Below are 26,445 nucleotides of genomic sequence, written 5' to 3'. Positions count from 1 at the left end.
CATACGGCTAAATGGCATCATGCCTAAATATTCGGTACCAAGGCCCAAAGCCATCATGGTTTCATTGTGCAAGCGGTTGCCTTGTGAGCGACTGTAAGCATCTGCAACTTGAAGACTTGCTTGCTTAATACCAGCTGCGGTCATACGCTCGTTAGAGTGCTCTGCAATTACATGACCTACTTCATGGCCTAATACAGTTGCAAGTTGATCTTGCCCTTTTGCCACTTTTAAAAGACCTGTATGCACTCCAATTTTTCCGCCTGGTAATGCAAACGCATTTGCAGATGGTTCTTCAAACACCACAACTTCCCATTGCTGTTTGGCATATTTTGCTGGCAGAACAGAAATCACATTATCAGCAACACACTGAACATAACGATTAATCTTAGTGTTATTATTAATCGGTTGTTGCTTTTTCATTTGCGCAAAACTTTGCTTGCCCAGTTGATTCATTTCAGCTTCAGAATACATTGCAATTTGAGTTCGCCCAGTTGGACTTGATTTACACCCAACTAGCGTTGCTGCTAATGAAATTGAAATCACTAAATGAGATAGTTTCATACCCTTTTCCCTAGTGTAATTTTGCGCTGCTAAATTGGTACTTAAGCATTTACACACTGCAATAAAAACGATTGCTAAGTAATAAATTAAAATGCCTTAATACACTGTTACATTTTGACTGTTGCTATTCACAGCTCATAGTTTCAAAGACTTTATTTTACACGTAAAATGAACAAGCACTATACCCAAACTAAGAATTTCCGTGACTGATAAAATCCTTTCAAAATCAATCCTTCCTCTTTTGTCTGCACTGGTGGCAACGACCCCACTTGCAATTGACCTTTACTTGCCGGCATTTGTCGCAATCTCCGCTTATTTCGATACAAATATGGCAAATGTACAACTTTCTTTGAGCAGCTACTTGGCCGGTTATGCCATAGGTATGATGCTCTTTGGGCCACTAATAGATCAAAACGGAAGACGACTTTTTGCCCTGTTTGGCTTAATCGGTTTTGCCTTATGTTCATTTTTACTTACGGTAACAAAATCAATTGATACGTTTATTGCACTTAGATTCGCGCAAGCATTTTTTGGTTCCGCAGTTACCGTTGTGGTGCCCGGCATTATTCGCCATATGTACCAAGAAAACACCGTAAAAGGTATGTCATATGTCTCAATGATCATGATGTTAGCGCCATTGCTTGCACCTAGTATAGGCAGTGTATTAATGATCACTTGGCATTGGCATGCGATTTTTTACGCTTTAACACTCTATGCTTTAGTGTTATTCACGCTTGCTTATTTCTTTTTGCAAGAAGTACCCATTCACCCGAGTAAATTGAGAGGGGCAGCTTTATTTTTATCAAATTATCGAATCGTATTAACAAATCACAAGGCACGTTTTGATATTGTGATTTCAATGCTCGCCTCGTTTGCTTTCTTTTGTTTTTTAACTAAAGTTTCAGCGATTTATATGGCGCACTTTAAAGTCAGTGAAACCGAATTTGGCGTACTTTTCGCCTTTAATGTTTTAGCACTGATGTTGGGTAATTTTATTAATACACGCTTGGTACCGCGATTTGGTTCTCGCAAGATGTTAAATCTCGGGCTGATGGTGAGCTTTGTTTCTGTAACATGCTTAATTTTTGTCAGTACTTTTACAGAAAATGTGTATTTAGTAGCGGCGTTTATTGCTCCGTTGATGATGAGCTTAGGCATTATGGCGACCAATGCTGATGCCCTTATTTTAATTAATTTTAAAAAGAAGTCTGGTACAGCAACTGCGGTAATTGGTACCTTGCGTTTTGGCAGTGGCGCACTTGCTGGGCCAATTTTAGCGTTTATTCCATTACCGCCAAGCACTGGCTTTGCAGTTGCCATGGCGATTGCTTTAAGTGGTATTTTAATTTGCCAATTAAAACAGCTTAAGTTTGGTCACTAAAAACAAGAAATAACAAAACAGACATAAAAAAAGCTGTAACCAAGTTACAGCTTTTTTTAATTTAGGGCTGATTATTCAGCCGCTTTCGATACCATTACCATGGCTGGACGAAGTAAACGACCATTAAGTAGGTAACCTTTTTGCATTACTGCAATCACGGTGTTTGGAGCTACATCAGCAGATGGTTGAATTGACATTGCCTGGTGGAATTCAGGGTTAAATGCTTCACCTTGTGGTGATACAACTTCAACGCCAAACTTAGCAACAGCGTCAACAAAGCTTTTTGCTGTCATCTCAACGCCTTCGATAACAGACTTTACTGCTTCATTCTCTTTGTCAGCAAACTCAATCGCACGCTCTAAGTTGTCAAGCACTGGTAATAGTTCATTTGCAAACTTTTCTAGTGCAAACTTATGTGCTTTTTCAACATCTTGTGCCGCACGGCGACGCATATTTTCTACTTCTGCCGCAGCGCGAATAACACTGTCTTTTTGCTCTTCGATTGTTTGTTTAGCTGCTTCAAGCTCCGCATTTAATACTGCGATTTCAGCTTCTGCGCTTAACTCTTCACCACCTTGAAGTTCTTCAGCTACTTGCTCAAGGTTTTCCTGTGCTTCTACTTCTTGCTCTGGCTGATTATTTTGCTCAGACATTGATACTCTCCGAATCTTTACAACTGATGCTAATTATGGGGATGGAAAAATGCCTTTCAAGAGTTAATTGCGCAATTAATCGATATTTCATTAATAATTGCTTCAATTTTCGCCGACCTTGGACAAAGTACACACAAACGCCCTTGATATATTTCTTGTGAAAAGTAAGGAATACTCAGTAATAGATAATCGTCAAGCTCAGCGATGGGCAACTTATCTTGATACATCACAGAGATTCCCATTTTCAAAGCAAGCTTTTGTTCAACATAATCTAAAAAAGGCGCGCCTACTTGGTTAAGTTGTTCTGTCGATAAATCGCCATATAAATAGTGACTGCCAATCACAATGCTGTTTTCAACTTGTAATTGTTCTGCCAAAGCTTTAATCCACATACCAAGGGAGCCATGACAAAACATCGGCGCACTTTGACGCATTGCAGCCATGCGGCGTAACCCTTCTGCGAGGTTGTGTCCTGAAAAAACGGTGTTTAGCCATGCATTAAACTGATTACGTAAAGCATCATTGGCTTCACGCGGTTTTGCTATTTGAATGTTCTGACTATTGCCTTCTCTATCAAAGAGTAAAATAAGCCAATTTTCCACACTGAAATCAAGCACTTCTGCGCGGTAAATATGCTGCTGCATAGCTTCAGGCAGACTCACTAAAACACAAACTTGATACAGTTGGCTTAAGCGATGCGAAAATTCAGTAAGTTGTTGTGCCGATGGTTGCCAATAATGGGCAATTTCAGAAAGCTGAAAAAACTCATCAAACCAATAACTAAAGCCAAGCTCAGTAGGAACACGCCCAGAAGAGGTATGCGGAGCGTATAACAGCCCACATTTTTCCATGCGCGCCATGGCATTTCGCACGGTTGCACTACAGATGTTAATTTGTTTCTGCTTAACAATATGGCTAGAGGCAACAGGTGTGCCTTCACCATTGCAATACAAGTCCATTACGGCAGAAAAAATAAGTTGATCACGGGCGCTTAATTTCATGTTTATTATTTATGGCCTGATGATAAAAAATCAAGATATACTGTAGGCACGACTTTATCAGCGACGATTTTATGGCACAAGTATTTAATAACATTGGATTGATTGGTAAACCTAATCATAAAGGTGCTGCAATTACCTTAGCTAAATTGCACACATTTTTAACGGCACTTGGCTATCAAGTGTATGTTGAAAATCGTGTAGCTGAACCTTTAGTGGGTGAGGAATTTAGTTCATCACTTGTTGAGATTGGCCGCAATTGCGACTTAGCCATTGTTGTGGGCGGCGACGGCAATATGCTAGGTGCTGCACGCGTACTTGCTCGCTTTGATATTGCAGTAATTGGGGTTAACCGCGGTAATCTCGGCTTTTTAACCGATCTTGACCCTGATAATTTTGAGCGCGAACTAGAGCAAGTATTGGCGGGTAAATTTAGTGAGGAAAAACGCTTTTTACTCGAAGTTGAAATTTACCGCCATGAAAAGCTAAAAAGCTCCAATACCGCGGTAAACGAAGCAGTACTTCACGCCAATAAAGTTGCTCACATGATTGAGTTTGAAGCATTTATTGACCGCGAATTTGTGTTTTCGCAAAAGTCAGATGGGCTTATTGTATCAACACCAACAGGCTCTACTGCCTATAGCCTTTCAGGTGGCGGGCCAATTTTAAACCCAAAACTCAATGCTATTTCGTTAGTGCCTATGTTCCCGCATACTCTTACTAGCCGTCCGCTGGTAGTCGACGCAAATAGTGAAGTGAAATTAGTGCTTAGCCCGGCCAACGATGTTGACCTTCAAGTAAGCTGTGATAGCCATGTGGTACTCGCTGTTTTAGCGGGTGATGAAATTGTCATTAAACGCAGTGAACAACACTTACGTTTAGTGCATCCAAGCAAATATTCGTATTACAATGTTTTGCGCCAGAAGTTAAACTGGGGCAGCAGATTATATTAACTTAAACTTCAACGTTAGAAAGGAAAGTAAAAAATGGGGTTTGTTGTATTCTTAGCCACCGTTTTATTAATCGTTTTATTAACTACTTTTTTAGTGATAGACAATAACCGAAAAAAAGCCATTGCGCTTGAAAAACAACAACAAAATGAACGGATTGACATTGTCAGCTCGCGCTACCAACAAGTAATCCAAAACTACAGCAAAGCGCGTATTATTAAGCCTAAAGATTCAAGTAGCTTGATGAAAATCAGCAATAATTTTTTTGTTATGCAAAGTAAGAACGAAGAAAATATTAGCAATTACGAAAAAATAATTGGCCACTTAACCGATCTTTTTGAAGTGGAATTAAGTAAGTTTGAGCTTGCAGAAGATAAATTACTACTTAGCAAACAAATTTATGCCTTTACAGAGCAATTACCGTCTGCTGGTCATCAGTTTAATAGTGACTTTTATTTACATCAATTGCCGTCTTTAAGCCAGCAAGTAATCACCACTCAGTATCAAACCATAAATGAAGAGGCAGAAGAATCGCTGCTTGAAACTGAAGTTTAATATTGTAAATGAATCTGAAGTGCTAACAGTTTAGCACTTCTCCCCTACCTATAAATTTAATCCACGTAAATCCAACTAAAATAATCGTAATTTTTAACTTGCCTATTTTTTATTTACTGTATAAATTACCAGTTAATGTACTGTATGGATAATCAGTTATGTTAACGTCATTACAAGTAACAAATTTTGCAATTGTTGAACACCTTGATATCGAGTGGCAATCAGGCATGACCACTATTACGGGGGAAACTGGTGCGGGTAAATCTATTGCGATTGACGCGCTTTCTCTTTGTTTAGGCGAGCGCGCAGAAGCCTCGATGGTCAGAGAAGGCGCAGATAAAGCGCAAGTATCTGCAGTATTTGATATTCAACACTTACCTGCGGCAAAACAATTTATAAATGAGCACGAACTTGGCGATAACAGCGAGTGCGTAATTCGTCGTGTGGTTGCAGCAAATGGCCGCAGCAAAGCATTTATAAACGGGGTTATGGTACCTGCCGGTCAGTTAAAAACGCTTGGCAATTTATTGATTTCAATTCATGGCCAACATGCACATCAGCAGCTAAATAAAGCGAACTATCAACTGTCTGTAGTCGACAGCTTTGCTGGTCACACTGAGCTATTAAACGAAGTTAAAACTGCTTACAACCAATTACAATCGCTGGAGCGAGAGCAAAAACAGTTAGCTCAAACGCTACAACAGGCTGCAGCTGAAAAACAACTGCTTGAGTACCAGGTTGCTGAATTAGATGAGTTTGCATTAGCCACTGGCGAGTATGAAGAAATTGAACAACAACACACCCTATTAAGCAATGCAAATTCGTTGTTAGAAGGCACTCAAAAAGAACTACAAATTATCTATCAACAAGATAACTACAACGCTTACTCAATGGTGCAATCAAGCGCAAACCAAATAGCAGAGCTTGCAAGCCTTGATAAGAAGCTTGCACCTATTGCTGACTTACTTTTTGAAGCAGGTATCACGCTTGAAGAAGCCGCTCGTGAACTAAGCCATTATCAAGACAGTGTTGAAATGGATCCAAGCCAATTATCTGAGCTTGATGAACGTATATCACGTGCGCTTGATTTAGCTAGAAAACATGATATTACTCCGGAAGAATTGCCAAACTTGCATGCCGAGTTACAACAAAGCCTTGCCAATATAGAGCAAAACGATGAGCGATTTAATGAGTTAGAAGCTGAAATAGTCAAAGCAAAAGAGCATTATTATGCTTGCGCTGGCGTGCTTTCTGAAAGTCGCTCAGCCGCGGCACAGGCACTATCAGAGCAAGTCACCAAATCGCTTGTCAGCTTGTCGATGGAAAATGCAAAATTTTCGATTTGCATCGAACAGCAAGACTCGGTTACTAGTAGTAAAGGGTCTGACACGGTTGATTTTCAGGTTGCTGCTAATACGGGGCAACGCTTACAACCACTACATAAAGTAGCGTCTGGCGGTGAGCTTTCTCGAATTAGCCTTGCTATTGAAGTGATCATTGCTGACAAGATGACCACTCCAACGCTTATTTTTGATGAAGTAGACGTGGGTATTTCAGGACCAACCGCTTCAGCTGTAGGTAAACTGCTTCGTCAGTTAGGAAAGAGTACGCAAGTAATCTGTGTAACTCACTTACCGCAAGTAGCATCAAGTGGTCATAACCAATTTTTTGTCAGTAAAACTGACGATGGTAAACAAACTAATACGCGCATGACAGTACTTGATAACACAGGCCGTATTGATGAAATTGCACGTTTACTAGGTGGTACAAATATCAGTGATATTACACGCACTAATGCCTCTGAATTGTTATCGCAATATCACTAAGCGATAAAATTTTCAAATAACAAAAAGGTGGGCTATGCCCACCTTTTTAATTTCTTAGTAAAGCTTATCTAGCATGATTACACTTCTAGATAATCCATAATACCTTCTGCAGCATTTCGCCCTTCATAAATAGCGGTAACCACTAAGTCAGAGCCCCTAACTGCATCACCACCAGCAAAGATTTTTGGGTTAGATGTTTGGTGAGTAAATGCACCTTGTTCTGGCGCAACAATGCGTCCCCACTTGTCTAGTTCAACATCGAACTCGCTGAGCCAAGGCATTGCATGAGGTTGGAAACCAAACGCCATAATCACAGCATCGGCAGGCAAAATGTGCTCTGAACCAGCAACCTCTTCAGCACGTTGACGACCATTTTGATCCGCCTCACCAAGTTGCGTTTTAACCATTTTAACACCAGTAACTTTACCGCTGTCATTTAGTACTACGCCCTTAGGTTGCACATTAAACATAAACTCAACGCCTTCTTCTTTGGCATTTTTTACTTCACGTACAGAACCTGGCATATTTGCTTCATCACGACGGTAAGCACACACTACGCTGCTAGCGCCTTGTCGAATTGAAGTGCGCACACAGTCCATCGCTGTATCACCACCACCAAGTACCACTACACGCTTGCCTTGCATATTAATATACGCATCGGAGTTATTATCGTAACCCATTTGGTAATTGGTATTGGCAATTAAGAACGGCAATGCATCATACACACCATCAGCATCTTCATTTTCAAGACCCGCACGCATGTTTTGATAGGTACCAACGGCTAAAAAGACTGCATCGTATTCATCAATGATTGTTTGAAGTGCAATGTCTTTTCCAACTTCCGTGTTAAGTACAAATTCAACACCCATGCCTGTAAATATCTCGCGGCGATTTTCCATCACCGACTTTTCGAGTTTAAATGACGGAATACCAAAAGTCAGTAAGCCACCAATTTCTGGATGACGATCAAATACCACAGGTTTTACACCATTGCGCGCTAGAATATCAGCACAACCTAACCCTGCGGGACCGGCACCAATAATAGCTACTTTCTTGTCGCTCCAAACCACATGCGACATATCAGGCTTCCAACCCATTGCGAAAGCAGTATCAGAAATATACTTTTCGATATTACCAATGGTCACAGCACCAAACTCGTCATTCAGCGTACATGCGCCTTCGCATAGTCTATCTTGCGGGCAAACACGCCCACACACTTCGGGAAGGCTATTAGTACGGTGAGATAGCTCAGCAGCTTCAATTACTTTGCCCGCTTTAATTAACTTCAGCCATTGTGGAATGTAGTTATGCACTGGGCACTTCCATTCACAATATGGATTTCCGCAATCTAAACAACGATCTGCTTGCGAATCTACTTGCTTCGCCGAGAATGGCTCATAAATTTCAACGAACTGCTTTTTACGTGACGAAATAGGCTTTTTACGCGGATCGACACGTTGCACATCGATAAATTGATATACGTTTTGCGACATACTACTTCTCCTATTGCGCCTGTATTCTAAGTTCAGCACTTGAACGTGCTCTGTGACCAAGTAATCCTTGAACATCGCTTGATTTAGGCTTAACTAATCTAAACTTGCTAATGAAATGCTCAAAATCAGCGAGAATTTCTTCAGCACGATTCGACTGCGTTGCCTCTAAATGTTCGCCAATTAAACCGCGTAAATGCTCATGATGAATATTTAAGTCTTCAAGTTCTACTAGCTCTACTAACTCTGTATTGATGCGTTTATCAAAGTCACCCTTTTCATCAAGCACATAAGCGAAGCCACCTGTCATACCAGCACCAAAGTTAATGCCTGTATCCCCTAGCACACACACAATACCGCCTGTCATATATTCACAGCCATTATCGCCTAAGCCTTCAACCACTGCGATTGCACCCGAGTTACGTACCGCAAAACGTTCACCAGCGCGACCTGCAGCAAATAAGCGTCCACCTGTTGCACCATATAAACAAGTATTACCAGCAATGGTTGCTAAATGAGATTTAAACGATGAACCAATTGGTGGGCGTAGTGTAATTTTACCGCCCGCCATGCCTTTACCAACATAGTCATTAGCATCGCCAGTTACATGTAGTTCTAAACCACCGGCATTCCAAACACCAAGCGATTGCCCTGCTGTGCCTTGCAGCTCAATAATAATTGGATCAGCAGCTAGGCCCTGATTACCATGTTGATCCGCAATATAACCAGACAACAACGCGCCTATTGAACGGTCGGTATTACGAATTGCAGCGCGAAGCTTGATAGATGTTTTGCTATCAATTGCCTCTTTTGCTTGTGCTAGTAATTGCTCGTTTAACTTACCTTCATAATGCGAAGTATTAGCAGCGCTACAATAGAGCGTTTCACCACTTTTATTATTTGGTGTTGCAATTACAGGCGAAAGATCGAGCTTACTTTGTTTTGCAGTTGTACCTTCAAGCACTTCTAGTAAATCGGTGCGACCAATTAAGTCCACTAGTTTACGAACACCTAAACTTGCCATAATTTCACGGGCTTCCTCAGCAATAAACTTAAAGTAGTTCATCGCCATTTCTGGTAAGCCATGATAATGCTTAGCACGCAATGTTTCGTCTTGCGTTGCAACACCGGTTGCGCAGTTATTTAAATGACAGATTCGTAAGTATTTACAACCCAGCGCAACCATTGGACCCGTGCCAAAACCAAAGCTTTCTGCACCTAAAATTGCCGCTTTAATAATGTCTAAACCGGTTTTTAAACCGCCATCTGTTTGCAGACGAATACGGTGTCTTAAACCATTTTCAACAAGCGCTTGTTGCGTTTCAGCAAGGCCTAACTCCCAAGGACAACCTGCATATTTAACAGACGTTAATGGTGATGCACCTGTACCGCCGTCGTAGCCTGCAATTGTAATTAGGTCTGCGTACGCTTTGGCAACACCTGTAGCAATCGTGCCAACACCTGGCTCAGATACCAGTTTGACTGAAATCATTGCATCTGGATTAACTTGCTTTAAGTCGAATATCAATTGCGCCAAATCTTCAATAGAATAAATATCGTGATGTGGCGGTGGCGAAATTAACGTGACACCAGGTACTGAGTAACGCAGCTTAGCAATGTATGGTGTTACTTTTTCACCTGGTAACTGACCACCCTCGCCTGGTTTTGCACCTTGCGCTACCTTAATTTGAATTACATCGGCATTTTTAAGGTAATGTGGTGTTACACCAAAACGGCCTGAAGCAACTTGCTTGATTCGTGAGTTCTTTTCAGTACCGTAACGTGCTACATCCTCACCACCTTCACCCGAGTTAGAACAGCCACCTAAGCGGTTCATAGCGATTGCTAACGCTTCGTGAGCTTCTGGTGATAACGCACCAATACTCATCGCTGCAGAATCAAAACGTTTATATAACTCTGTCGCATCTTCCACTTCGCTTACATCAATTGCGGTTTGATCTGTTTTTAGTTTTAATAAATCACGAATGTTGGTCACAGGACGATTATTTACTAAATCTGCGTATTTTTCGTAGTCTTGGTAATTGCCCGAACGTACCGCTACTTGCAATGTTTGAATAACATCTGGGTTATACGCATGGTATTCACCGTTATGCACGTATTTTAATAATCCACCATGATCAAGTGGTTTACGCTTAATCCAAGCTTTACGTGATAGGTTCAGTAAATCTTGATGGAAGTCGCTAAAATCAGCGCCTTGAATACGTGATACCACTCCCGAGAAACAAAGGTCAATGACTTCATCGCTAAGCCCTACAGCTTCAAACAACATTGAGCAGCGATAACTTGCAACTGTGCTAATGCCCATCTTCGACATGATTTTGTATAAGCCTTTGTTTATCGCATTGCGATAAGCCAAGGTTACATCTCGGTATGATTTATCTAAGCTACCGTTATCAACCATTTGTGTCAGTGTTTCATAGGCTAAATACGGATAAATCGCCGTTGCACCAAATCCTAACAACACCGCAAATTGGTGTGGGTCACGACAGCTCGCTGTTTCAATAATGATGTTTGTATCGCAACGTAAGTTTTTACTTACTAAACGACGCTGTACTGCACCAACTGCCATTGCAGCTGGAATTGGTAATGTATCTGGTGTTAAGCCTTTATCGCTTAACACAATTAACACGGTACCTTGACGAGCCAGCTCTTCTGCTTGATCGCACACGGTTTCAATAGCGGACAGTAACGATTCATTTTTATCGTAGTTAATAGACAATGATGCAAACGAATAATGCGCCTGATCAGCCGATAAAAGCTGTGTCATATCAGAGTACGTAAGTACCGGCGAAGAAAACTGTAAACGTTTTGCGTGACCCGTTGTTTCATTAAACACATTTTGTTCACGGCCAATACATGTGGCCAGTGACATTACATGATTTTCACGTAATGGGTCGATTGGCGGGTTAGTTACCTGCGCAAACTTCTGACGGAAATAGTCATACACTAAACGAGATTGCGATGAAAGCACAGCAAATGGCGTGTCATCCCCCATCGAGCCTGTCGCTTCTTGGCCCGAATTACCCATTGGACGGATAACTTGGTCTAGCTCTTCATTACTATAAGCAAATTGTTTGTGGTAAACAGCGAGCAATTCATCGTCAAATTCACGTTGGCCAATAAGGTTTTTGTCTTCAAGGTCCTCAAGCGGCTTTAAACGTTTAACATTATCACTAAGCCATGCTTTATAAGGGTGACGTGCTTTTAAATCTTCATCAATTTCTGATGATTGCCATACTTTGCCATGCAGCGTATCAATTACTAATAACTCACCAGGCCCTACGCGGCCTTTTTCTTTTACTTCGTCAGCTGTGTAGTTCCAAATACCCACTTCTGAGGCTAAGGTAATGTGATTATCTTTAGTGATAACATAACGTGCTGGGCGCAAACCATTACGGTCAAGGTTACAGGCAGCAAAGCGACCGTCTGACATTACAAGGCCAGCCGGACCATCCCAAGGCTCCATATGCATTGAGTTAAAATCATAAAATGCGCGGAGATCTTCATCCATCGCACGGTTTTTTTGCCATGCAGGTGGCACAAGCATTCGCATCGCACGGAAAATATCCATACCGCCCGCTAAAAACAACTCAAGCATGTTATCTAGGCTCGAACTATCAGAGCCAGATTCGTTAACAAACGGTGCTGCTGATTGTAAATCGGGTAATAATGGCGAAGAAAACTTGTAAGCACGTGCTCTCGCCCACTGACGGTTACCTTCAATGGTATTGATTTCACCATTGTGCGCTAAATACCTAAACGGTTGCGCAAGCGGCCAACGCGGCTGCGTATTAGTAGAAAAGCGTTGATGGAATACACAAATTGCAGACTCCATGCGCATATCAGCTAAATCAAGGTAAAAGTTTGGTAAATCAGCAGGCATCATTAAGCCCTTATAAACCGTTACCAAGCCTGACAAGCTTGCAATATAGAAATGCTCATCATTGATTTGCTTTTCAATGCGGCGTCTTGCAATGTACAAGCGACGCTCTAAATCTTTCGGGCGCCAACCTTCCGGCGCTGAGATAAAAATCTGTTGGAAACTAGGTAACTGCTCAAGTGCAATTGGCCCTAGACTCGCAGGATTAACTGGCACATCACGCCAACCCACTAAGGTAAGTGTTTCTTTTTCTAATTCATCACTAATAATCTGTTTATTTTGCTGTGCAATAACAGGATCTGGACTTAGGAAAAGCATACCAACTGCATAGTTTTTACCTAAGTGCCAATCATTTTCAGCAGCTACCGCTCTGAAAAAGCTATCTGGCTTTTGGAATAGTAAGCCACAACCATCACCTGTTTTGCCATCTGCGGCAATACCACCTCGGTGCTGCATTCGATCTAACCCTGTAATCGCCGTGCGAACTAATTTGTGACTCGGTTGACCTTCAATATGCGCGATAAGGCCAAAACCGCAATTATCTTTTTCTAATTTCGAGTCATATAACATGTTGGACTCCTCCCTTGCTACAGCTTAAGTGAACAATACAGTTGTGATTGACGGAAGTGTTGGCTTAACCCTATCGAACAAATATTTCAGTTCGAGAAGTCGCAACATTTTTGTTAACGCGAAACAAAGGTTGCATAAGTGGTTTTGCCGTGTGTTCACCTGCGCGATTCTCAAAATTAACCAAGATAAGGTATATAGTCAATACAATTATGAATATATATTCATCTTATTGAATATTTTTCATTTATACATAAATTCAACAAAAGTACCGCTTAAGCGCCCATGAAAAGGGTTTTTAAATTATTTTGATCACTTTGACACCGGTATCATATTAATATCATGTAAATAAAAATAAGTCGCAAATGTAGTTTACGTAAACGTAAACTATGCATATATCTGAATAATTATTCATGGTAATACCAATTAACCGAGTTTTGCTTTTTTAAGTTGAATAAACTTGCAGATTAAAAATTGATTTACTTGGCAGATGAGCAGTTTCCTGCATTTTGTTGAATTGAGGCAAGTGTGCCTGAGTCAATAAACTCGGCGAGTTTTGAGTTTATTTTAGTTTGTAATGTTTGCCACTGACTGGACTTTTTACTAATAGCAAAATAAAAGTCATTTTCTTGAAAAGGTGGGTTAACCAGCTTAATGGTGTTTTTGTACTCACTTTTACTATGCTCAAGCAGATAATTAGCTACATTAGGATCAGCCACAATATAATCAACACGCCCTGCTAACAGCATTTTTAAGTTTTGTGCATCATCACGTGCTTCAATTGCGTTAAAAAAACCCAAATCAAGATGCTTATCAAATTCTGGGGTGTTCTGATAACCTCTCACAACCCCTATTTTAGCACCTTGAATGGTTTTTAAAGTACCATCATAGGGAGTACTAAAATCAGCACGTGTAATAAGGCCGACTAAGCCACCAGCATAAGGAGCTGAGAGCGTAAGATTGTTAATACGAAAGCTATTTGCAATCACATCACTTGGCGCTGTGGCTTCAATAAAGTATTCAGGAAACAAAATATCCGCTTGCCCTAACTCAGCCATTCGCACAGAACGCGCCCATGGAAAAAATTCAACGCTCATACTGTAGCCGAGCTCATGAAAAAGCGCTGCGGTGAATTGGAAAACCCAGCCTTTACCACATATATTTCTGTCTATATAAGGTGGCCAATCAAGTGTTACAAGACGTAATTGTTTTTGTGATGGTGGACCCACTTCAAATCGATTTGTTGAAGCTTGTTTAACTTCCAGCGTTTTAACTTGTTGTTGATGCTGATATGAAAAGTATTCGCTATTAGCAAAACTTTGATTGATAAAGATAAGAAGAGGAATTAAAAAGTAGAAAAAACGGCTTGGGTACATCATGTTAAGCTTAAAGCATCAATTCAATGCTTTAAGCTTAGCAAAAATTGAGCAGAATCAATCAGTAGTTAAATACTATTTTTATTCTGCTTCTTTAGTTTTCGCTACAACTTCAGCAATTAACGGCTGTAACTCACCGCGTTGGAACATTTCAACAATAATGTCACAACCACCAATTAGTTCACCTTCTACCCATAACTGCGGGAATGTAGGCCAATTTGCATAAGCTGGTAGCTCTGCACGGATATCTGGATTTTGAAGAATATCAACATACGCAAACTGCTCGCCACATGCCATAAGCGCTTGTGAAGCTTGTGATGAAAAACCGCAGCTCGGTAATTTTGGAGAGCCTTTCATGTACAGTAGAATCGAATTTTCTGCGATTTGTTGTTTGATCTTATCTAAAGTTTCCATTTACTACCTCGACACCCTAGTCACATAAGGTGAATTTTCTTTAAGTTAATACTATGCTATTTGCCTGAATTTGTGGTTTAACAGTGACTAACTGACTATAAAATAACCGCAAATTTTTATCTAGCATTGCTGTTTATAAAAACTTGAGTAAAATACTCGGGTATAGTTTAACACTTATATCGGACATCTTCATGTAAAAAGTTGTCCGCATTTTAACGCCAACGGAGAAATAAAATGGCTTTTGAACTACCGTCACTACCTTATGCAATCGATGCGCTTGAGCCGCATATCTCAAAAGAAACTCTAGAATTCCACCACGGCAAGCACCACAACACTTACGTTGTAAAGCTAAATGGTTTAGTTGAAGGCACTGACTTCGAAGGTAAAACACTTGAAGAAGTAGTATGTAGCTCAGAAGGCGGTGTATTTAACAACGCAGCTCAAATCTGGAACCACACTTTCTACTGGAACAGCCTATCTCCAAATGGTGGTGGTGAACCAACTGGTAAAGTTGCAGAGCTAATCAACGCAAAATGGGGTTCTTTCGCTGAATTCCAAGCTGCTTTCAACGACAAAGCGGTTAACAACTTTGGTTCAAGCTGGACGTGGTTAGTACAACTAGCTGACGGCAGCCTAGATATCGTTAACACTTCAAATGCTGCAACACCACTTACAGAAGCTGGTGTAACACCAATTATCACTGTTGACCTTTGGGAACACGCTTATTACATCGATTACCGTAACGTTCGTCCTGAATACCTAAACGGTTTCTGGGCGCTAGTTAACTGGGAATTTGCAAACGCAAACCTAGCTTAATTTGTTGCCAATGTTAGTAAAGCACCTTTGCTTTACTAACATTTCTTGTCTACCACAAGAAAACCCCACCTACTATTGCATATTATTCAACGCTCTGAAAAATATTAAAGATTTTTCTTTAAATATCTTTTATTTATCTCGCACATTCAAAAATCCCGTCTAACCTTATTAATAGTGGCTAGTTTTATTGCAGTTGCAAACTTTCCGGTATTTAGGAGGTCTCTATGACAATTTTTGATCATTTTCAATCTCGTTACGAAGCCGCAAAAGAAGAAGAATTTACTATTGCCGAGTTTCTTGAGATCTGTAAAGAAGACAAATCAGCCTATGCTAGCTCAGCTGAGCGGCTATTAATGGCGATTGGTCAACCTGAAATGGTGGATACATCACAAGATCCCACCCTGAGTCGTATCTTTTCTAACCGAGTGATCCCGCGCTACCCTGCCTTTAAAGAATTTTATGGCATGGAAGAAAGTATTGAACAAATTGTGGCTTATTTAAAACATGCTGCACAAGGGCTTGAAGAGTGCAAACAGGTACTTTATTTGCTCGGTCCAGTAGGCGGTGGTAAGTCGTCACTAGCTGAAAAATTAAAGTATTTAATGCAAAAAGTGCCAATTTACTCATTAAAAGGCTCGCCCGTAAATGATCACCCTCTTTGCCTGTTTGACCCTGTTGAAGATGGTGAAATTCTTGAAAAAGAATATGGCATTAGCAACCGCTATATCAAAACCATCATGTCACCATGGGCGACAAAACGTCTTCATGAATTCAATGGTGACATCACTCAATTTAAAGTAGTTAAGCGCTATCCATCGATTCTTGATCAAGTGGCTATTGCCAAAACCGAACCTGGTGATGAGAACAATCAAGATATCAGTGCGCTAGTTGGTAAAGTGGATATTCGCAAGCTCGAACACTTTGCACAGAATGATGCTGATGCCTATGCCTACTCAGGTGCCCTTTGTCATGCAAACCAAGGTTTGATGGAGTTTGTTGAAATGTTTAAAGCACCTATTAAAGTGCTTCACCCATTATTAACAGCAACCCAAGAAGGTAACTATAACGGTACTGAGGGTCTGTCTGCCCTGCCCTTTAACGGCATGATTTTAGCTCACTCTAATGAGTCAGAATGGAAAACATTTAAAGGTAATAAAAACAATGAAGCATTTTTAGACCGTGTTTACATTGTAAAAGTACCTTATTGTTTACGTGTTTCCGAAGAAATTAAGATTTACGATAAGCTTCTGCAACACTCAGAACTTAACGATGTGCCATGTGCACCAGGTACGCTCGAAACACTCGCGCAATTCTCCGTTCTTTCGCGTATTAAAGAGCCTGAAAACTCAAGCATTTATTCAAAAATGCGCGTGTATGATGGCGAAAGCCTAAAAGACACTGATCCCAAAGCGAAATCTTATCAAGAATACAAAGATTATGCCGGTGTTGATGAAGGCATGAATGGGCTATCAACACGTTTCGCGTTTAAGATTTTGTCTCGTGTATTTAATTTCGACCACACCGAAGTTGCAGCGAACCCTGTGCATTTATTCTATGTGCTTGAACAACAAATTGAACGTGAGCAGTTCCAACAAGAAACGCAAGAACGCTATCTTGAGTTCTTAAAAGGATTTTTAATTCCTAAATACGTAGAGTTTATTGGTAAGGAAATTCAAACCGCTTATTTGGAATCTTATTCAGAATACGGACAAAATATCTTTGACCGATACGTCACTTATGCCGACTTCTGGATCCAAGATCAAGAATTCCGCGACCCTGATACTGGCCAATTATTTGATAGAGCAGCACTGAATGCTGAACTTGAGAAAATTGAAAAACCAGCGGGCATTTCAAATCCAAAAGATTTCCGTAATGAGATTGTTAACTTTGTGCTTAGAGCACGTGCCAATAACAATGGCAAAAACCCAATTTGGACAAGTTATGAAAAACTAAGAACGGTCATCGAAAAGAAAATGTTTTCAAATACCGAAGACTTGCTTCCAGTTATTTCATTTAATGCGAAAACCAGTGCTGAAGATCAGCAAAAACATGAGGATTTTGTTAATCGTATGGTCGAAAAAGGCTACACCGCGAAACAAGTTCGCTTGCTCAGTGAATGGTATTTACGCGTTCGTAAGTCGCAGTAATTAAGTAGTAATTGTAACTAAGACTTACGGAGGCGTGTATGGCACATTTTATTGACCGACGCTTAAATGGAAAAAACAAAAACACGGTTAACCGCCAACGTTTTATTCGACGTTACAAACGCCAGATAAAAGAGGCAGTGTCCGATGCAATTGCCAAACGAAGCGTGACAGACGTTGAGAACGGCGAAAGCATTTCGATTCCTAGCCGTGATATGCAAGAACCGATTTTCCACCAAGGAAAAGGTGGAAAACGGGAAATGGTGCACCCTGGTAATGATCAATTTAGTCAAGGGGACAAAATAAAACGTCCTCTTGGCGGCCAAGGTCAAGGGGCTGGCGAAGGCGATGCCAGTGATTCAGGTGAAGGCCAAGATGATTTTGTATTTTCAATTTCAAAAGACGAATACTTAGATTTACTTTTTGAAGATTTAGCACTGCCCAACCTTAAAAAGAATCAGCTTAATAAGCTTGTTCAGATGAAAACGCACCGAGCTGGCTACAGTAACGATGGCGTACCTTCCAATATTGATATTGTACGTTCATTGCAAGGCTCAGTGGCAAGACGCATTGCCATGACCGCAGGTAAAAAACGTCACTTAGCTGAGCTAGAAGAAACGCTTGCGAAGTTACAAAAAAATAAGAAAGAGAATCAAAGTGAAATTGCCCTACTTGAAAAAGAAATTGAGCAATTAAAAAATAAAATATCCACAGTGCCTTTTATAGATACTTTTGATTTACGCTTTCGAAACTATGAAAAACGCCCAGAGCCAAGTTCAAAAGCAGTGATGTTTTGTTTGATGGATGTGTCTGGCTCGATGGATCAAGCAACCAAAGAAACTGCAAAGCGCTTTTATATTTTGCTTTATCTATTTCTTACCAGAACATACAAAGACATTGAAGTTGTTTATATAAGGCATCATACCCAAGCGAAAGAAGTCGATGAACACGAATTCTTCTATTCGCAAGAAACAGGCGGCACCATAGTCTCTAGCGCATTGAAGTTAATGGATGAAATCATTAAAGAGCGCTACGACTCTGAACAATGGAACATTTATGCGGCTCAAGCTTCAGATGGTGACAATTGGGCTGATGATTCACCGCAATGCAGTGACTGGCTCACCAATAAAATCCTGCCTGTTACTCGTTATTATGCGTATATCGAAATTACCACACGAGCGCACCAAAGCTTGTGGCGCGAATACCAAGTACTTGCAGATACTCACGAAAACTTTGCCATTCAACATATTAAATCTGTGGAAGATATTTACCCAATATTCAGAGAGCTATTTAAGAAAGATGCAACCGCAGATGTAGCTTAATTAAAAGGACTAGTTATGAGTAGAAACATACTAAGCGATGGTCCTGATTGGACATTCGATTTACTCGGGGAATACCAAACCGAGATTGCTAGAGTTGCAAAAATTTATCGCCTTGACACTTACCCAAATCAAATTGAGGTTATCACCGCTGAGCAAATGATGGATGCCTACTCCAGTGTGGGTATGCCAATTGGTTACAGTCACTGGTCATTTGGCAAAAAATTCATTCAAACAGAACAAAACTACAAACGCGGGGCCATGGGGCTCGCATATGAAATTGTGATCAATTCAGATCCCTGTATCGCGTATTTAATGGAAGAAAATACCATGCCAATGCAAGCGCTGGTTATGGCGCATGCATGCTATGGGCACAACTCTTTTTTCAAAGGCAATTACTTATTTAAAACATGGACAGATGCCAGTTCAATTATCGACTACCTACTATTTGCCAAAAATTATATTGCCGAATGCGAGCAAAAATACGGTGTAGATGAAGTGGAAAAGTTGCTCGACTCCTGCCACGCATTAATGAACTATGGTGTTGACCGTTACAAACGCCCGCAGCAAATATCCCTTTTTGAAGAACAAAAACGGCAAAAAGAACGCGAAGATTATTTGCAATCACAAGTAAACGAGCTGTGGAAGACGATTCCGTCACAACATAACGAAGCTGAAACACAAAAAGCGCGTTTTCCTAGTGAACCGCAAGAAAACATTCTCTACTTTATTGAGAAGCGTGCACCGCTATTGGAAATTTGGCAGCGAGAAATTATTCGTATTGTGCGCAAAATTTCACAGTACTTTTACCCACAAAAACAAACCCAAGTGATGAATGAAGGTTGGGCTACATTTTGGCATTACACCTTGCTTAATCACTTATATGATGAGGGCAAGTTAAGTGATGCCTTTATGCTAGAAGTGCTGCAATCGCATACTAATGTGGTGTATCAGCCTCCTTATAATTCACCCTATTATTCTGGTATTAACCCCTACGCGCTTGGTTTTAACATGATGGTCGATATTCGCCGCATTTGTGAAAACCCGACTGAAGAAGATAAATATTGGTTCCCCGAAATTGCTGGTAGTAATTGGCTGGATACTCTGCATTTTGCAATGGAAAACTTTAAAGATGAGAGTTTTATTAGCCAATTTTTATCACCCAAACTAATGCGAGATTTTAAATTCTTTTCGATTTTAGATAATGAAAAAGAAACCCATTTAGAAGTTAGTGCAATTCATAATGAGTCTGGCTATCGGGCTATACGCCAAGCATTATCAGAGCAATACAACTTGAGTAATTTGGAACCAAACATTCAAGTGTTTAATGTAGATATTCGTGGCGATCGTTCACTTACATTACGCTATACACCGCATAACGATATTCCGTTAGCAAATACAAAAGACCAAGTGATAAAACACCTTTATCGCCTTTGGGGTTTTGATGTGATATTGGAACAGGAAACCGAGAGTGGCGAAATAAAAGAGCTTGCACGCTGCCCGCTTGCAACCGCTGACAACGTTTAATATATTTTGTTTTAAAAGGCTGTTTATCAGCCTTTTAATTCTCTACTCAGATGCTATACAATTTTACAGGCACCGACTCTATCTACTCACTCAAGCTACTCGTTTATTGCTGCATCATCTTTGTAGATAGCGTAATAATGAACCAGTAATAAAAAGCATATTTAATGGAGCAGTATCGATTGCTAGATCCAATAATTTGGCCCTTAAATCAGGCTTATAAGGCCCCATAAACACTCAAAGGGTCAGGTGATATCAAGGGGTGACTATGTTATGCGCAAGTAATCAAGGCTCTTTTATGAAAGATGTTGCTAAAATGCTACTGGCGTCATATCACCATTAACCTAATGAAACTGTTTTTCGTTGAAATACTACAAATACTCGGTTACATCATTTGATAAAAACAGACAATGCAATAGCTTCTAGAATCAATAAACAGATTAAAGACAATGTTACCCGTACGAAAATTAATTGAAAATATCACCTCTAGCCACTTTCTTTTTGTTTAGTTTGACCTTTTCCTTGAACCACTCCTAATACTTAATTCTATTAAAATAAAACTTTAATAGAGCTGATTGGCCTTTCTAAACTGTCCTTGATAATCAAAAATACGTTCTATCACTTTGTATTTTCCTTTATCTCTTTTTGCCACTACAAAGTCCGGCACTTTAAGTAATGCTTGTTCGTTAACAACTGAGTTAGGATTCGTAAAATCAATGTTTGTTGTGACACCCAAACGCAAAAAAAGGTGTTTAAAATAACGCGCTGCTCTTTCAGAAGACAAGCTGAAAAATTCTCTCACTTCTGCACCATCTTCATCATAGTAAGTTACTTTTAAGCGTTGATTTAACGCTTCTAATTGTATGCCACTTACTCGCAATACCATCGCATTTTTTAAATTAAGTGCATCGCGTAACTTGTCATCAGGATCCACAATAGGTTGATGGCACTGATGACATTGCCTTGCGGCAATATCGTTTTGTGCACCGCAGTGTTCACACTCTTTAAAGCGAAAGCGAAAATCACACTGCTCACTAGAGTCGCCATCGTCTAGAATACCTTGGCAACGTCTGCCAAAATGTTCAATCACTTTGCCATCACTATCAGTTTTGCCCCAAAAAGTGTTAGCAAAGCCACAACCAGGGCAAAGCACCTGTACTGGCTCACTATCTCTATTGGGTTTTATTGTTCCTACCTCAGGGTGAAATAAATCAAAGCCATTTGCCGCATAGTCAATCACTAAGCAGTCACTTTTACCTTCTGCTAAGCGTAAACCCCGTCCCACAATTTGTTGATACAAACTCACCGATTCTGTCGGCCTTAATATTGCGATAAAATCGACGTGCGGTGCATCAAAACCGGTTGTAAGCACAGAAACATTAACCAAGTATTTAATTTGCTTTGCTTTAAACTTGCGAATAATCGCATCACGTTCAGAATTATGCGTTTCACCAATCACAAGAGCCGTTTCATCGCTTGGCAAATAGCTCATAATTTCTTGCGCATGCTGAATGGTTGATGCAAATATCATTACGCCATAACGCTCAACAGATAAGGTTACTACTTGATCAATAATGGCTTTTGTTGCCCGTTGATTGTCATTTAATAGCTGGTTGATGTCCTTTTCGCTGTAGCGGCCAAACGCATCTTTATTGAGTGAATCAAAGTCATAGTGAGTAATCGCAGCATTTATCAGTTTTGGCGGTGTAAGGTAATTATGTTTAATCATGTACCTTAGTGGTAACTCATAAATACAGTGCTCAAAAGGCGCGTTTTCATCCCCTCTAACAAAACCATGATAGTGAAAGCGATAAATAAAGCCCGATCCTAAACGATAAGGCGTGGCTGTTAGACCTAATACTTTGAGCGCCGAATTATTACTTTTAATATGAGATATTAATTTTTGGTACTGGGTATGTTCATCACCAGAAACACGGTGACATTCATCAATAATAATCAATGAGTATTCATCATTTAGCGCATCGAGGTTATTTCCCAATGACTGCACACTGGCAAACGTAACTTGATGAGCAAGCGACTTTTGTTTAAGCCCTGCGGAATAAATACTCGCTTTTAAACCAAAACTTTCGTACTTTTCGTGGTTTTGCTCCACTAATTCTTTAACATGGGTTATCACTAAAATTTTCTTTCGTGCAAGCCTTGCAAGCTCAGCAATTACTAAGCTTTTACCTGAACCTGTGGGTAAAACAATCACTGCCGAGCTATTCGATTTACGAAAATGTGTAAGGGTCTTTTCTACCGCTTCTTGTTGATAAGGTCTTAGTTGGTACACCACAGTTAACTTGCTTACATCTATCACTGATATGTGATTATGCCACTTTGCTTAGAAATCATGAAATTTAACGCCCTATTTAAAACCACAATAAAGGTTTCTTTTATCAGGTGGCAGTGTTACTATAGCGCGCCTTTTTTAGGTGAGAGCTTTGGTCGCGAAGCTTTCAACTTACTTTAAATTAATATTGGAGACATTTATGTCTAACGAATTATACACATTAGATGCAGAAGTACGTTCTGACTTAGGTACTGGTGCGAGCCGCCGCCTACGCCGTGCTGACAAAGTTCCTGCTGTTCTTTACGGTGCAGAAAAAGAAGCTGTATCTCTAACTTTAGCTCACAACAAAGTGATCAAAGCGCAAGAAGATGAAGGTTTCTACAGCCACATCCTTACTTTAAACATTGGCGGTGAAAAAGTTGAAGCTATCCTTAAAGATATCCAACGTCACCCGTTCAAGCCTAAAGTTATGCACTTAGATTTCCAACGCGTTGACGCTAACCACAAGATCCACACTAAGGTTCCTGTACACTTCATCAACGAAGAAGCTGCAACTAAAGGCGGTAACACTGTTGCTCACCACGTAACAGAAATCGACGTTACATGTCTTCCAGCACAACTTCCTGAGTTCATCGAAGTTGACGTAGCTGCTATCGAAGTTGGTGCAACTGTACACCTTTCTGACATCGCACTTCCAGCTGGTGTTGTTTCAGTTGAGCTTGCTAAAGGCGCAGATCACGACCAAGCTGTTGTGACTTTAAACGCTCCTAAAGGCGCAGCTGCTGCTGAAGAAGCTGCAGAATAATTATTAAGGTGTTAGCACCTTGAATAATATTCAAATGCTTGTGGGCCTGGCTAATCCAGGCCCCGAATACGCAAAAACCCGTCACAATGCTGGTGCATGGTTTATCGAAGAACTTGCCAAACGCTACAACTGTATTCTCAAACACGATTCTAAACATCACGGCCTAGTTGGCAAAGTGATCATCAAAAATCAAGAATTCAAATTACTGATCCCGACTACCTATATGAATTTAAGTGGTAAAGCTGTCAGTAGTTTAGCCAATTTTTACAAGATACCTGTTGAAAATATTTTAGTCGCTCACGATGAAATGGACCTTGAGCCGGGCATCGCCAAATTAAAAAAAGGTGGTGGACACGGAGGCCATAACGGACTAAAAGACATTATTAGTAAAATGGCAAATCAAAAAGAATTTATGCGTTTGCGAATTGGTATTGGTCATCCTGGTCACAAAGACAAAGTAACTGGTTGGGTACTTGGCAAAGCACCAAGTGCAGATCAGGCTTTGATTGACGATGTAGTAGACGAGGCAGTTCGCTGCATGGAAATACTAGCAAAAGACGGTGTGTTAAAAGCACAAAACAGATTACATACATTTAAACCAGTCGCCTAAGGCTGGTTTAACTTAGTTTAAGGTTTAAAATTATGGGTTTTAAATGTGGCATTGTTGGTCTTCCTAATGTAGGTAAATCAACACTTTTTAATGCATTAACGCAGGCTGGAATTGAAGCTGCTAACTTTCCATTTTGTACTATCGAGCCAAATACAGGTGTGGTAGCGGTTCCTGATGCACGCCTAGATCAACTAGCTGCAATCGTAAATCCACAAAAAATATTAGCAACAACAATGGAATTTGTTGATATTGCAGGCCTTGTTAAAGGTGCATCGAAAGGTGAAGGTTTAGGTAACCAATTTTTAGCAAACATCCGTGAAACGGATGCAATTGGTCATGTTGTTCGTTGTTTTGAAAATGAAAATATTGTTCACGTTGCAGGTCAAATTGACCCAGCAGACGATATTGACGTTATCAACACTGAACTTGTGCTTGCAGATATGGAAGCTGCTGATCGCGCTGTACAACGTAATGCTAAAAAAGCAAAAGGCGGCGATAAAGAGGCAAAATTTGAATTAGTTGTTCTTGAGAAAGTAAAAGCACACCTTGATGAAGGTCTTACGCTTCGTTCTCTTGAGCTTGAAAAAGAAGAAAAAGCAGCAATTCAATACATCAACTTCCTTACAATCAAGCCAACAATGTACATTGCTAATGTGAATGACGATGGCTTTGAAAACAATCCATTCTTAGATAAAGTGCGTGAAATCGCAGCTAAAGAAAATGCAGTTGTTGTTCCTGTATGTGCAGAAATTGAGTCAGAACTTTCAGAGCTTGAAGAAGAAGACAAAAAAGAGTTTATGGAAGACTTAGGTATTGAAGAGCCGGGCTTAAACCGTGTAATTCGTGCTGGCTATGAATTGCTTAACTTACAAACTTATTTCACCGCAGGTGTTAAAGAAGTTAGAGCATGGACAATCCCAGTTGGTGCAACTGCGCCACAAGCTGCTGGTAAAATCCACACGGACTTCGAACGTGGCTTTATTCGCGCACAAACTATTGGATTTGATGATTATATCGAATTCAAAGGTGAATCAGGTGCTAAAGAAGCAGGTAAAATGCGTCAAGAAGGTAAAGAATACATTGTTAAAGACGGCGATGTAATGAACTTCTTATTCAACGTATAAGCAAAACGCTTATGAAAAGGCTCGCATCGCGAGCCTTTTTTGTTTCAGACAGTTTAATCTACAATCACTCATTATTAATTACCTTCTATTTACACAAAAAGTTGTCTATATAAAGCAGAAGCAATCAACTTAGTTACCAACGTAAATTACTTTTACGCTACGCAAAATAGATGATTTCGTTGTGCGCCATCTACCTTTGCTAGCAACATTGGTGATATGTATTAGAAAAAGTCTGTTAAACATTATCTATAAGCTGGATTCACTTAATATAGAGTCTGTATTTAACCGCTGAGTTTAATAAATTAGTGGCTGACAAAAGATAAATGCGCATGATTTTTAAGCAAAAAAACGCTGTTTTAATATTTGCATTCAATTATAAACAGTTTAAAAGACAAATTGATCAATCCAGCTATACTGTTAAATTCAAAATTAAACAAAGCTGTTTGTATAATTTTTAAATGAATTAATGGTGTGTTCTACGGTTTTTTGTTCAGTTCGAATAAAAAAAACGCAAACGGTTCGGAATATTCATTTTTTTGAAAAAAAGGTGTTGACGGATTTGGGGGTAATCAGCATAATACGCCCCGCATCAGCGATGATGACAACGAACAAAACATGGCTACGTAGCTCAGCTGGTTAGAGCACATCACTCATAATGATGGGGTCCCCTGTTCAAATCAGGGCGTAGCCACCATGTTTTAAAACATGCTACCATAGTTTTGTTCAAGTATACGAAAGTTGCGGAGTTGGCCAACGTTTTGAATTAGACGCTGGATTTAGGTTCCAATATTACTTTAGAAAAATGCGGGAGTGGCGGAATTGGTAGACGCGCTGGATTTAGGTTCCAGTATCTTCGGATGTGAGAGTTCAAGTCTCTCCTTCCGCACCATGTTCTGATAGGAACTAAAACTATCTACTACCATTGCTGGAGTATCGCCAAGCGGTAAGGCAGCGGGTTTTGATCCCGCCATTCCCAGGTTCAAATCCTGGTACTCCAGCCATCTCTTTTAGAGATAACCTTTTGCGGGAGTGGCGGAATTGGTAGACGCGCTGGATTTAGGTTCCAGTATCTTCGGATGTGAGAGTTCAAGTCTCTCCTTCCGCACCATGTTCTCGATAAGAACTAAACTAATCACTT

Annotated in this window: 19 protein-coding genes and 4 tRNA genes; 15 read left to right on the top strand and 8 right to left on the bottom strand. The window is 40.2% G+C overall.

Annotation, left to right across the window (positions count from 1 at the left end):
* Nucleotides 1-561: M48 family metallopeptidase (locus ABYD77_RS08240; protein ID WP_372768802.1), on the bottom strand; the 561-nt coding region annotated here is incomplete at its 3' end.
* Between the two features lie 202 nt (nt 562-763).
* Here ABYD77_RS08240 and ABYD77_RS08235 point away from each other — a divergent pair.
* Nucleotides 764-1,942 (top strand): multidrug effflux MFS transporter, encoded by a 1,179-nt coding sequence (locus tag ABYD77_RS08235; protein ID WP_372768800.1) that lies wholly within the window; start codon nt 764-766, stop codon nt 1,940-1,942.
* A 71-nt stretch (nt 1,943-2,013) separates the two neighbouring features.
* On the opposite strand, the gene grpE is transcribed toward ABYD77_RS08235, so the two are convergent.
* Both grpE and ABYD77_RS08225 read right to left on the bottom strand, forming a co-directional pair.
* A complete protein-coding gene (gene grpE, locus ABYD77_RS08230) occupies nt 2,014-2,595 on the bottom strand; it encodes a nucleotide exchange factor GrpE (RefSeq protein ID WP_372768798.1) in 582 nt (193 codons plus the stop codon).
* Nucleotides 2,596-2,651: 56 nt separating this feature from the next.
* Nucleotides 2,652-3,596, bottom strand: a complete 945-nt coding sequence (locus tag ABYD77_RS08225; protein ID WP_372768796.1) for an HrcA family transcriptional regulator — start codon at nt 3,594-3,596, stop codon at nt 2,652-2,654.
* 71 nt (nt 3,597-3,667) lie between these two features.
* Here ABYD77_RS08225 and nadK point away from each other — a divergent pair, with 71 nt between their 5' ends.
* The 3 genes from nadK to recN all read left to right on the top strand — a co-directional run bounded on the left by nadK (nt 3,668) and on the right by recN (nt 6,924).
* A complete protein-coding gene (gene nadK, locus ABYD77_RS08220) occupies nt 3,668-4,546 on the top strand; it encodes an NAD(+) kinase (RefSeq protein ID WP_372768794.1) in 879 nt (292 codons plus the stop codon).
* Between the two features lie 33 nt (nt 4,547-4,579).
* Nucleotides 4,580-5,098 carry a hypothetical protein gene (locus ABYD77_RS08215; RefSeq protein WP_372768792.1) on the top strand — a complete coding sequence of 173 codons (519 nt, stop codon included), beginning with the start codon at nt 4,580-4,582 and terminating at the stop codon, nt 5,096-5,098.
* Between the two features lie 158 nt (nt 5,099-5,256).
* Nucleotides 5,257-6,924, top strand: a complete 1,668-nt coding sequence (gene recN / locus ABYD77_RS08210) for a DNA repair protein RecN (protein ID WP_372768790.1) — start codon at nt 5,257-5,259, stop codon at nt 6,922-6,924.
* Nucleotides 6,925-7,001: 77 nt separating this feature from the next.
* Here the strand turns inward: recN and ABYD77_RS08205 are convergent, their stop codons facing one another.
* The 4 genes from ABYD77_RS08205 to ABYD77_RS08190 all read right to left on the bottom strand — a co-directional run bounded on the left by ABYD77_RS08205 (nt 7,002) and on the right by ABYD77_RS08190 (nt 14,672).
* Entirely contained in the window at nt 7,002-8,417 is a 1,416-nt protein-coding gene (locus ABYD77_RS08205) for an FAD-dependent oxidoreductase (RefSeq protein ID WP_372768788.1), read from the bottom strand.
* Between the two features lie 10 nt (nt 8,418-8,427).
* A complete protein-coding gene (gene gltB, locus ABYD77_RS08200) occupies nt 8,428-12,885 on the bottom strand; it encodes a glutamate synthase large subunit (protein ID WP_372768786.1) in 4,458 nt (1,485 codons plus the stop codon).
* Nucleotides 12,886-13,361: 476 nt separating this feature from the next.
* Nucleotides 13,362-14,261 (bottom strand): substrate-binding periplasmic protein, encoded by a 900-nt coding sequence (locus tag ABYD77_RS08195; RefSeq protein ID WP_372768784.1) that lies wholly within the window; start codon nt 14,259-14,261, stop codon nt 13,362-13,364.
* 78 nt (nt 14,262-14,339) lie between these two features.
* Complete coding sequence (locus tag ABYD77_RS08190) at nt 14,340-14,672, bottom strand: Grx4 family monothiol glutaredoxin (RefSeq protein ID WP_372768782.1); 333 nt, start codon at nt 14,670-14,672, stop codon at nt 14,340-14,342.
* 234 nt (nt 14,673-14,906) lie between these two features.
* On the opposite strand from ABYD77_RS08190, the gene ABYD77_RS08185 reads away from it, so the two are divergent.
* The 4 genes from ABYD77_RS08185 (at nt 14,907) to ABYD77_RS08170 (ending at nt 20,478) form a co-directional block, all read left to right on the top strand.
* The gene (locus tag ABYD77_RS08185; protein WP_010560387.1) at nt 14,907-15,488 is read left to right on the top strand and encodes a Fe-Mn family superoxide dismutase; all 582 of its coding nucleotides are present in this window, start codon (nt 14,907-14,909) and stop codon (nt 15,486-15,488) included.
* A 224-nt stretch (nt 15,489-15,712) separates the two neighbouring features.
* Nucleotides 15,713-17,635 (top strand): PrkA family serine protein kinase, encoded by a 1,923-nt coding sequence (locus tag ABYD77_RS08180; RefSeq protein WP_372768780.1) that lies wholly within the window; start codon nt 15,713-15,715, stop codon nt 17,633-17,635.
* 38 nt (nt 17,636-17,673) lie between these two features.
* Nucleotides 17,674-18,954, top strand: coding sequence for a YeaH/YhbH family protein (locus ABYD77_RS08175; protein ID WP_372768778.1), 1,281 nt, complete (start codon nt 17,674-17,676; stop codon nt 18,952-18,954).
* 15 nt (nt 18,955-18,969) lie between these two features.
* On the top strand, nt 18,970-20,478 hold the full coding sequence (locus ABYD77_RS08170) for a SpoVR family protein (RefSeq protein ID WP_372768776.1): 1,509 nt from the start codon (nt 18,970-18,972) through the stop codon (nt 20,476-20,478).
* 559 nt (nt 20,479-21,037) lie between these two features.
* Here ABYD77_RS08170 and ABYD77_RS08165 read toward each other — a convergent pair.
* Nucleotides 21,038-22,771: a DEAD/DEAH box helicase family protein gene (locus tag ABYD77_RS08165; protein ID WP_372768774.1), complete on the bottom strand. Its 1,734-nt coding sequence runs from the start codon at nt 22,769-22,771 to the stop codon at nt 21,038-21,040.
* Between the two features lie 196 nt (nt 22,772-22,967).
* Between ABYD77_RS08165 and ABYD77_RS08160 the strand changes: the two genes are divergently transcribed.
* From ABYD77_RS08160 to ABYD77_RS08130, 7 genes are all read left to right on the top strand, one after another.
* Nucleotides 22,968-23,573, top strand: a complete 606-nt coding sequence (locus ABYD77_RS08160) for a 50S ribosomal protein L25/general stress protein Ctc (RefSeq protein ID WP_372768772.1) — start codon at nt 22,968-22,970, stop codon at nt 23,571-23,573.
* Nucleotides 23,574-23,592: 19 nt separating this feature from the next.
* On the top strand, nt 23,593-24,183 hold the full coding sequence (pth, locus tag ABYD77_RS08155; protein WP_372768770.1) for an aminoacyl-tRNA hydrolase: 591 nt from the start codon (nt 23,593-23,595) through the stop codon (nt 24,181-24,183).
* A 32-nt stretch (nt 24,184-24,215) separates the two neighbouring features.
* Nucleotides 24,216-25,307 carry a redox-regulated ATPase YchF gene (gene ychF, locus ABYD77_RS08150; RefSeq protein ID WP_372768768.1) on the top strand — a complete coding sequence of 364 codons (1,092 nt, stop codon included), beginning with the start codon at nt 24,216-24,218 and terminating at the stop codon, nt 25,305-25,307.
* A 617-nt stretch (nt 25,308-25,924) separates the two neighbouring features.
* Nucleotides 25,925-26,001: transfer RNA gene (locus ABYD77_RS08145), tRNA-Met, on the top strand.
* Between the two features lie 110 nt (nt 26,002-26,111).
* Nucleotides 26,112-26,196 (top strand) — tRNA-Leu (locus ABYD77_RS08140).
* Nucleotides 26,197-26,233: 37 nt separating this feature from the next.
* Nucleotides 26,234-26,308 (top strand) — tRNA-Gln (locus tag ABYD77_RS08135).
* A 22-nt stretch (nt 26,309-26,330) separates the two neighbouring features.
* A tRNA-Leu gene (locus ABYD77_RS08130) sits at nt 26,331-26,415 on the top strand.
* Nucleotides 26,416-26,445 lie beyond the last annotated feature (30 nt).

Origin of the sequence: Pseudoalteromonas sp. (assembly GCF_041629635.1) — a bacterium.
Lineage (GTDB): Bacteria > Pseudomonadota > Gammaproteobacteria > Enterobacterales > Alteromonadaceae > Pseudoalteromonas.
This window is presented reverse-complemented; position numbering and strand designations above follow the sequence as displayed.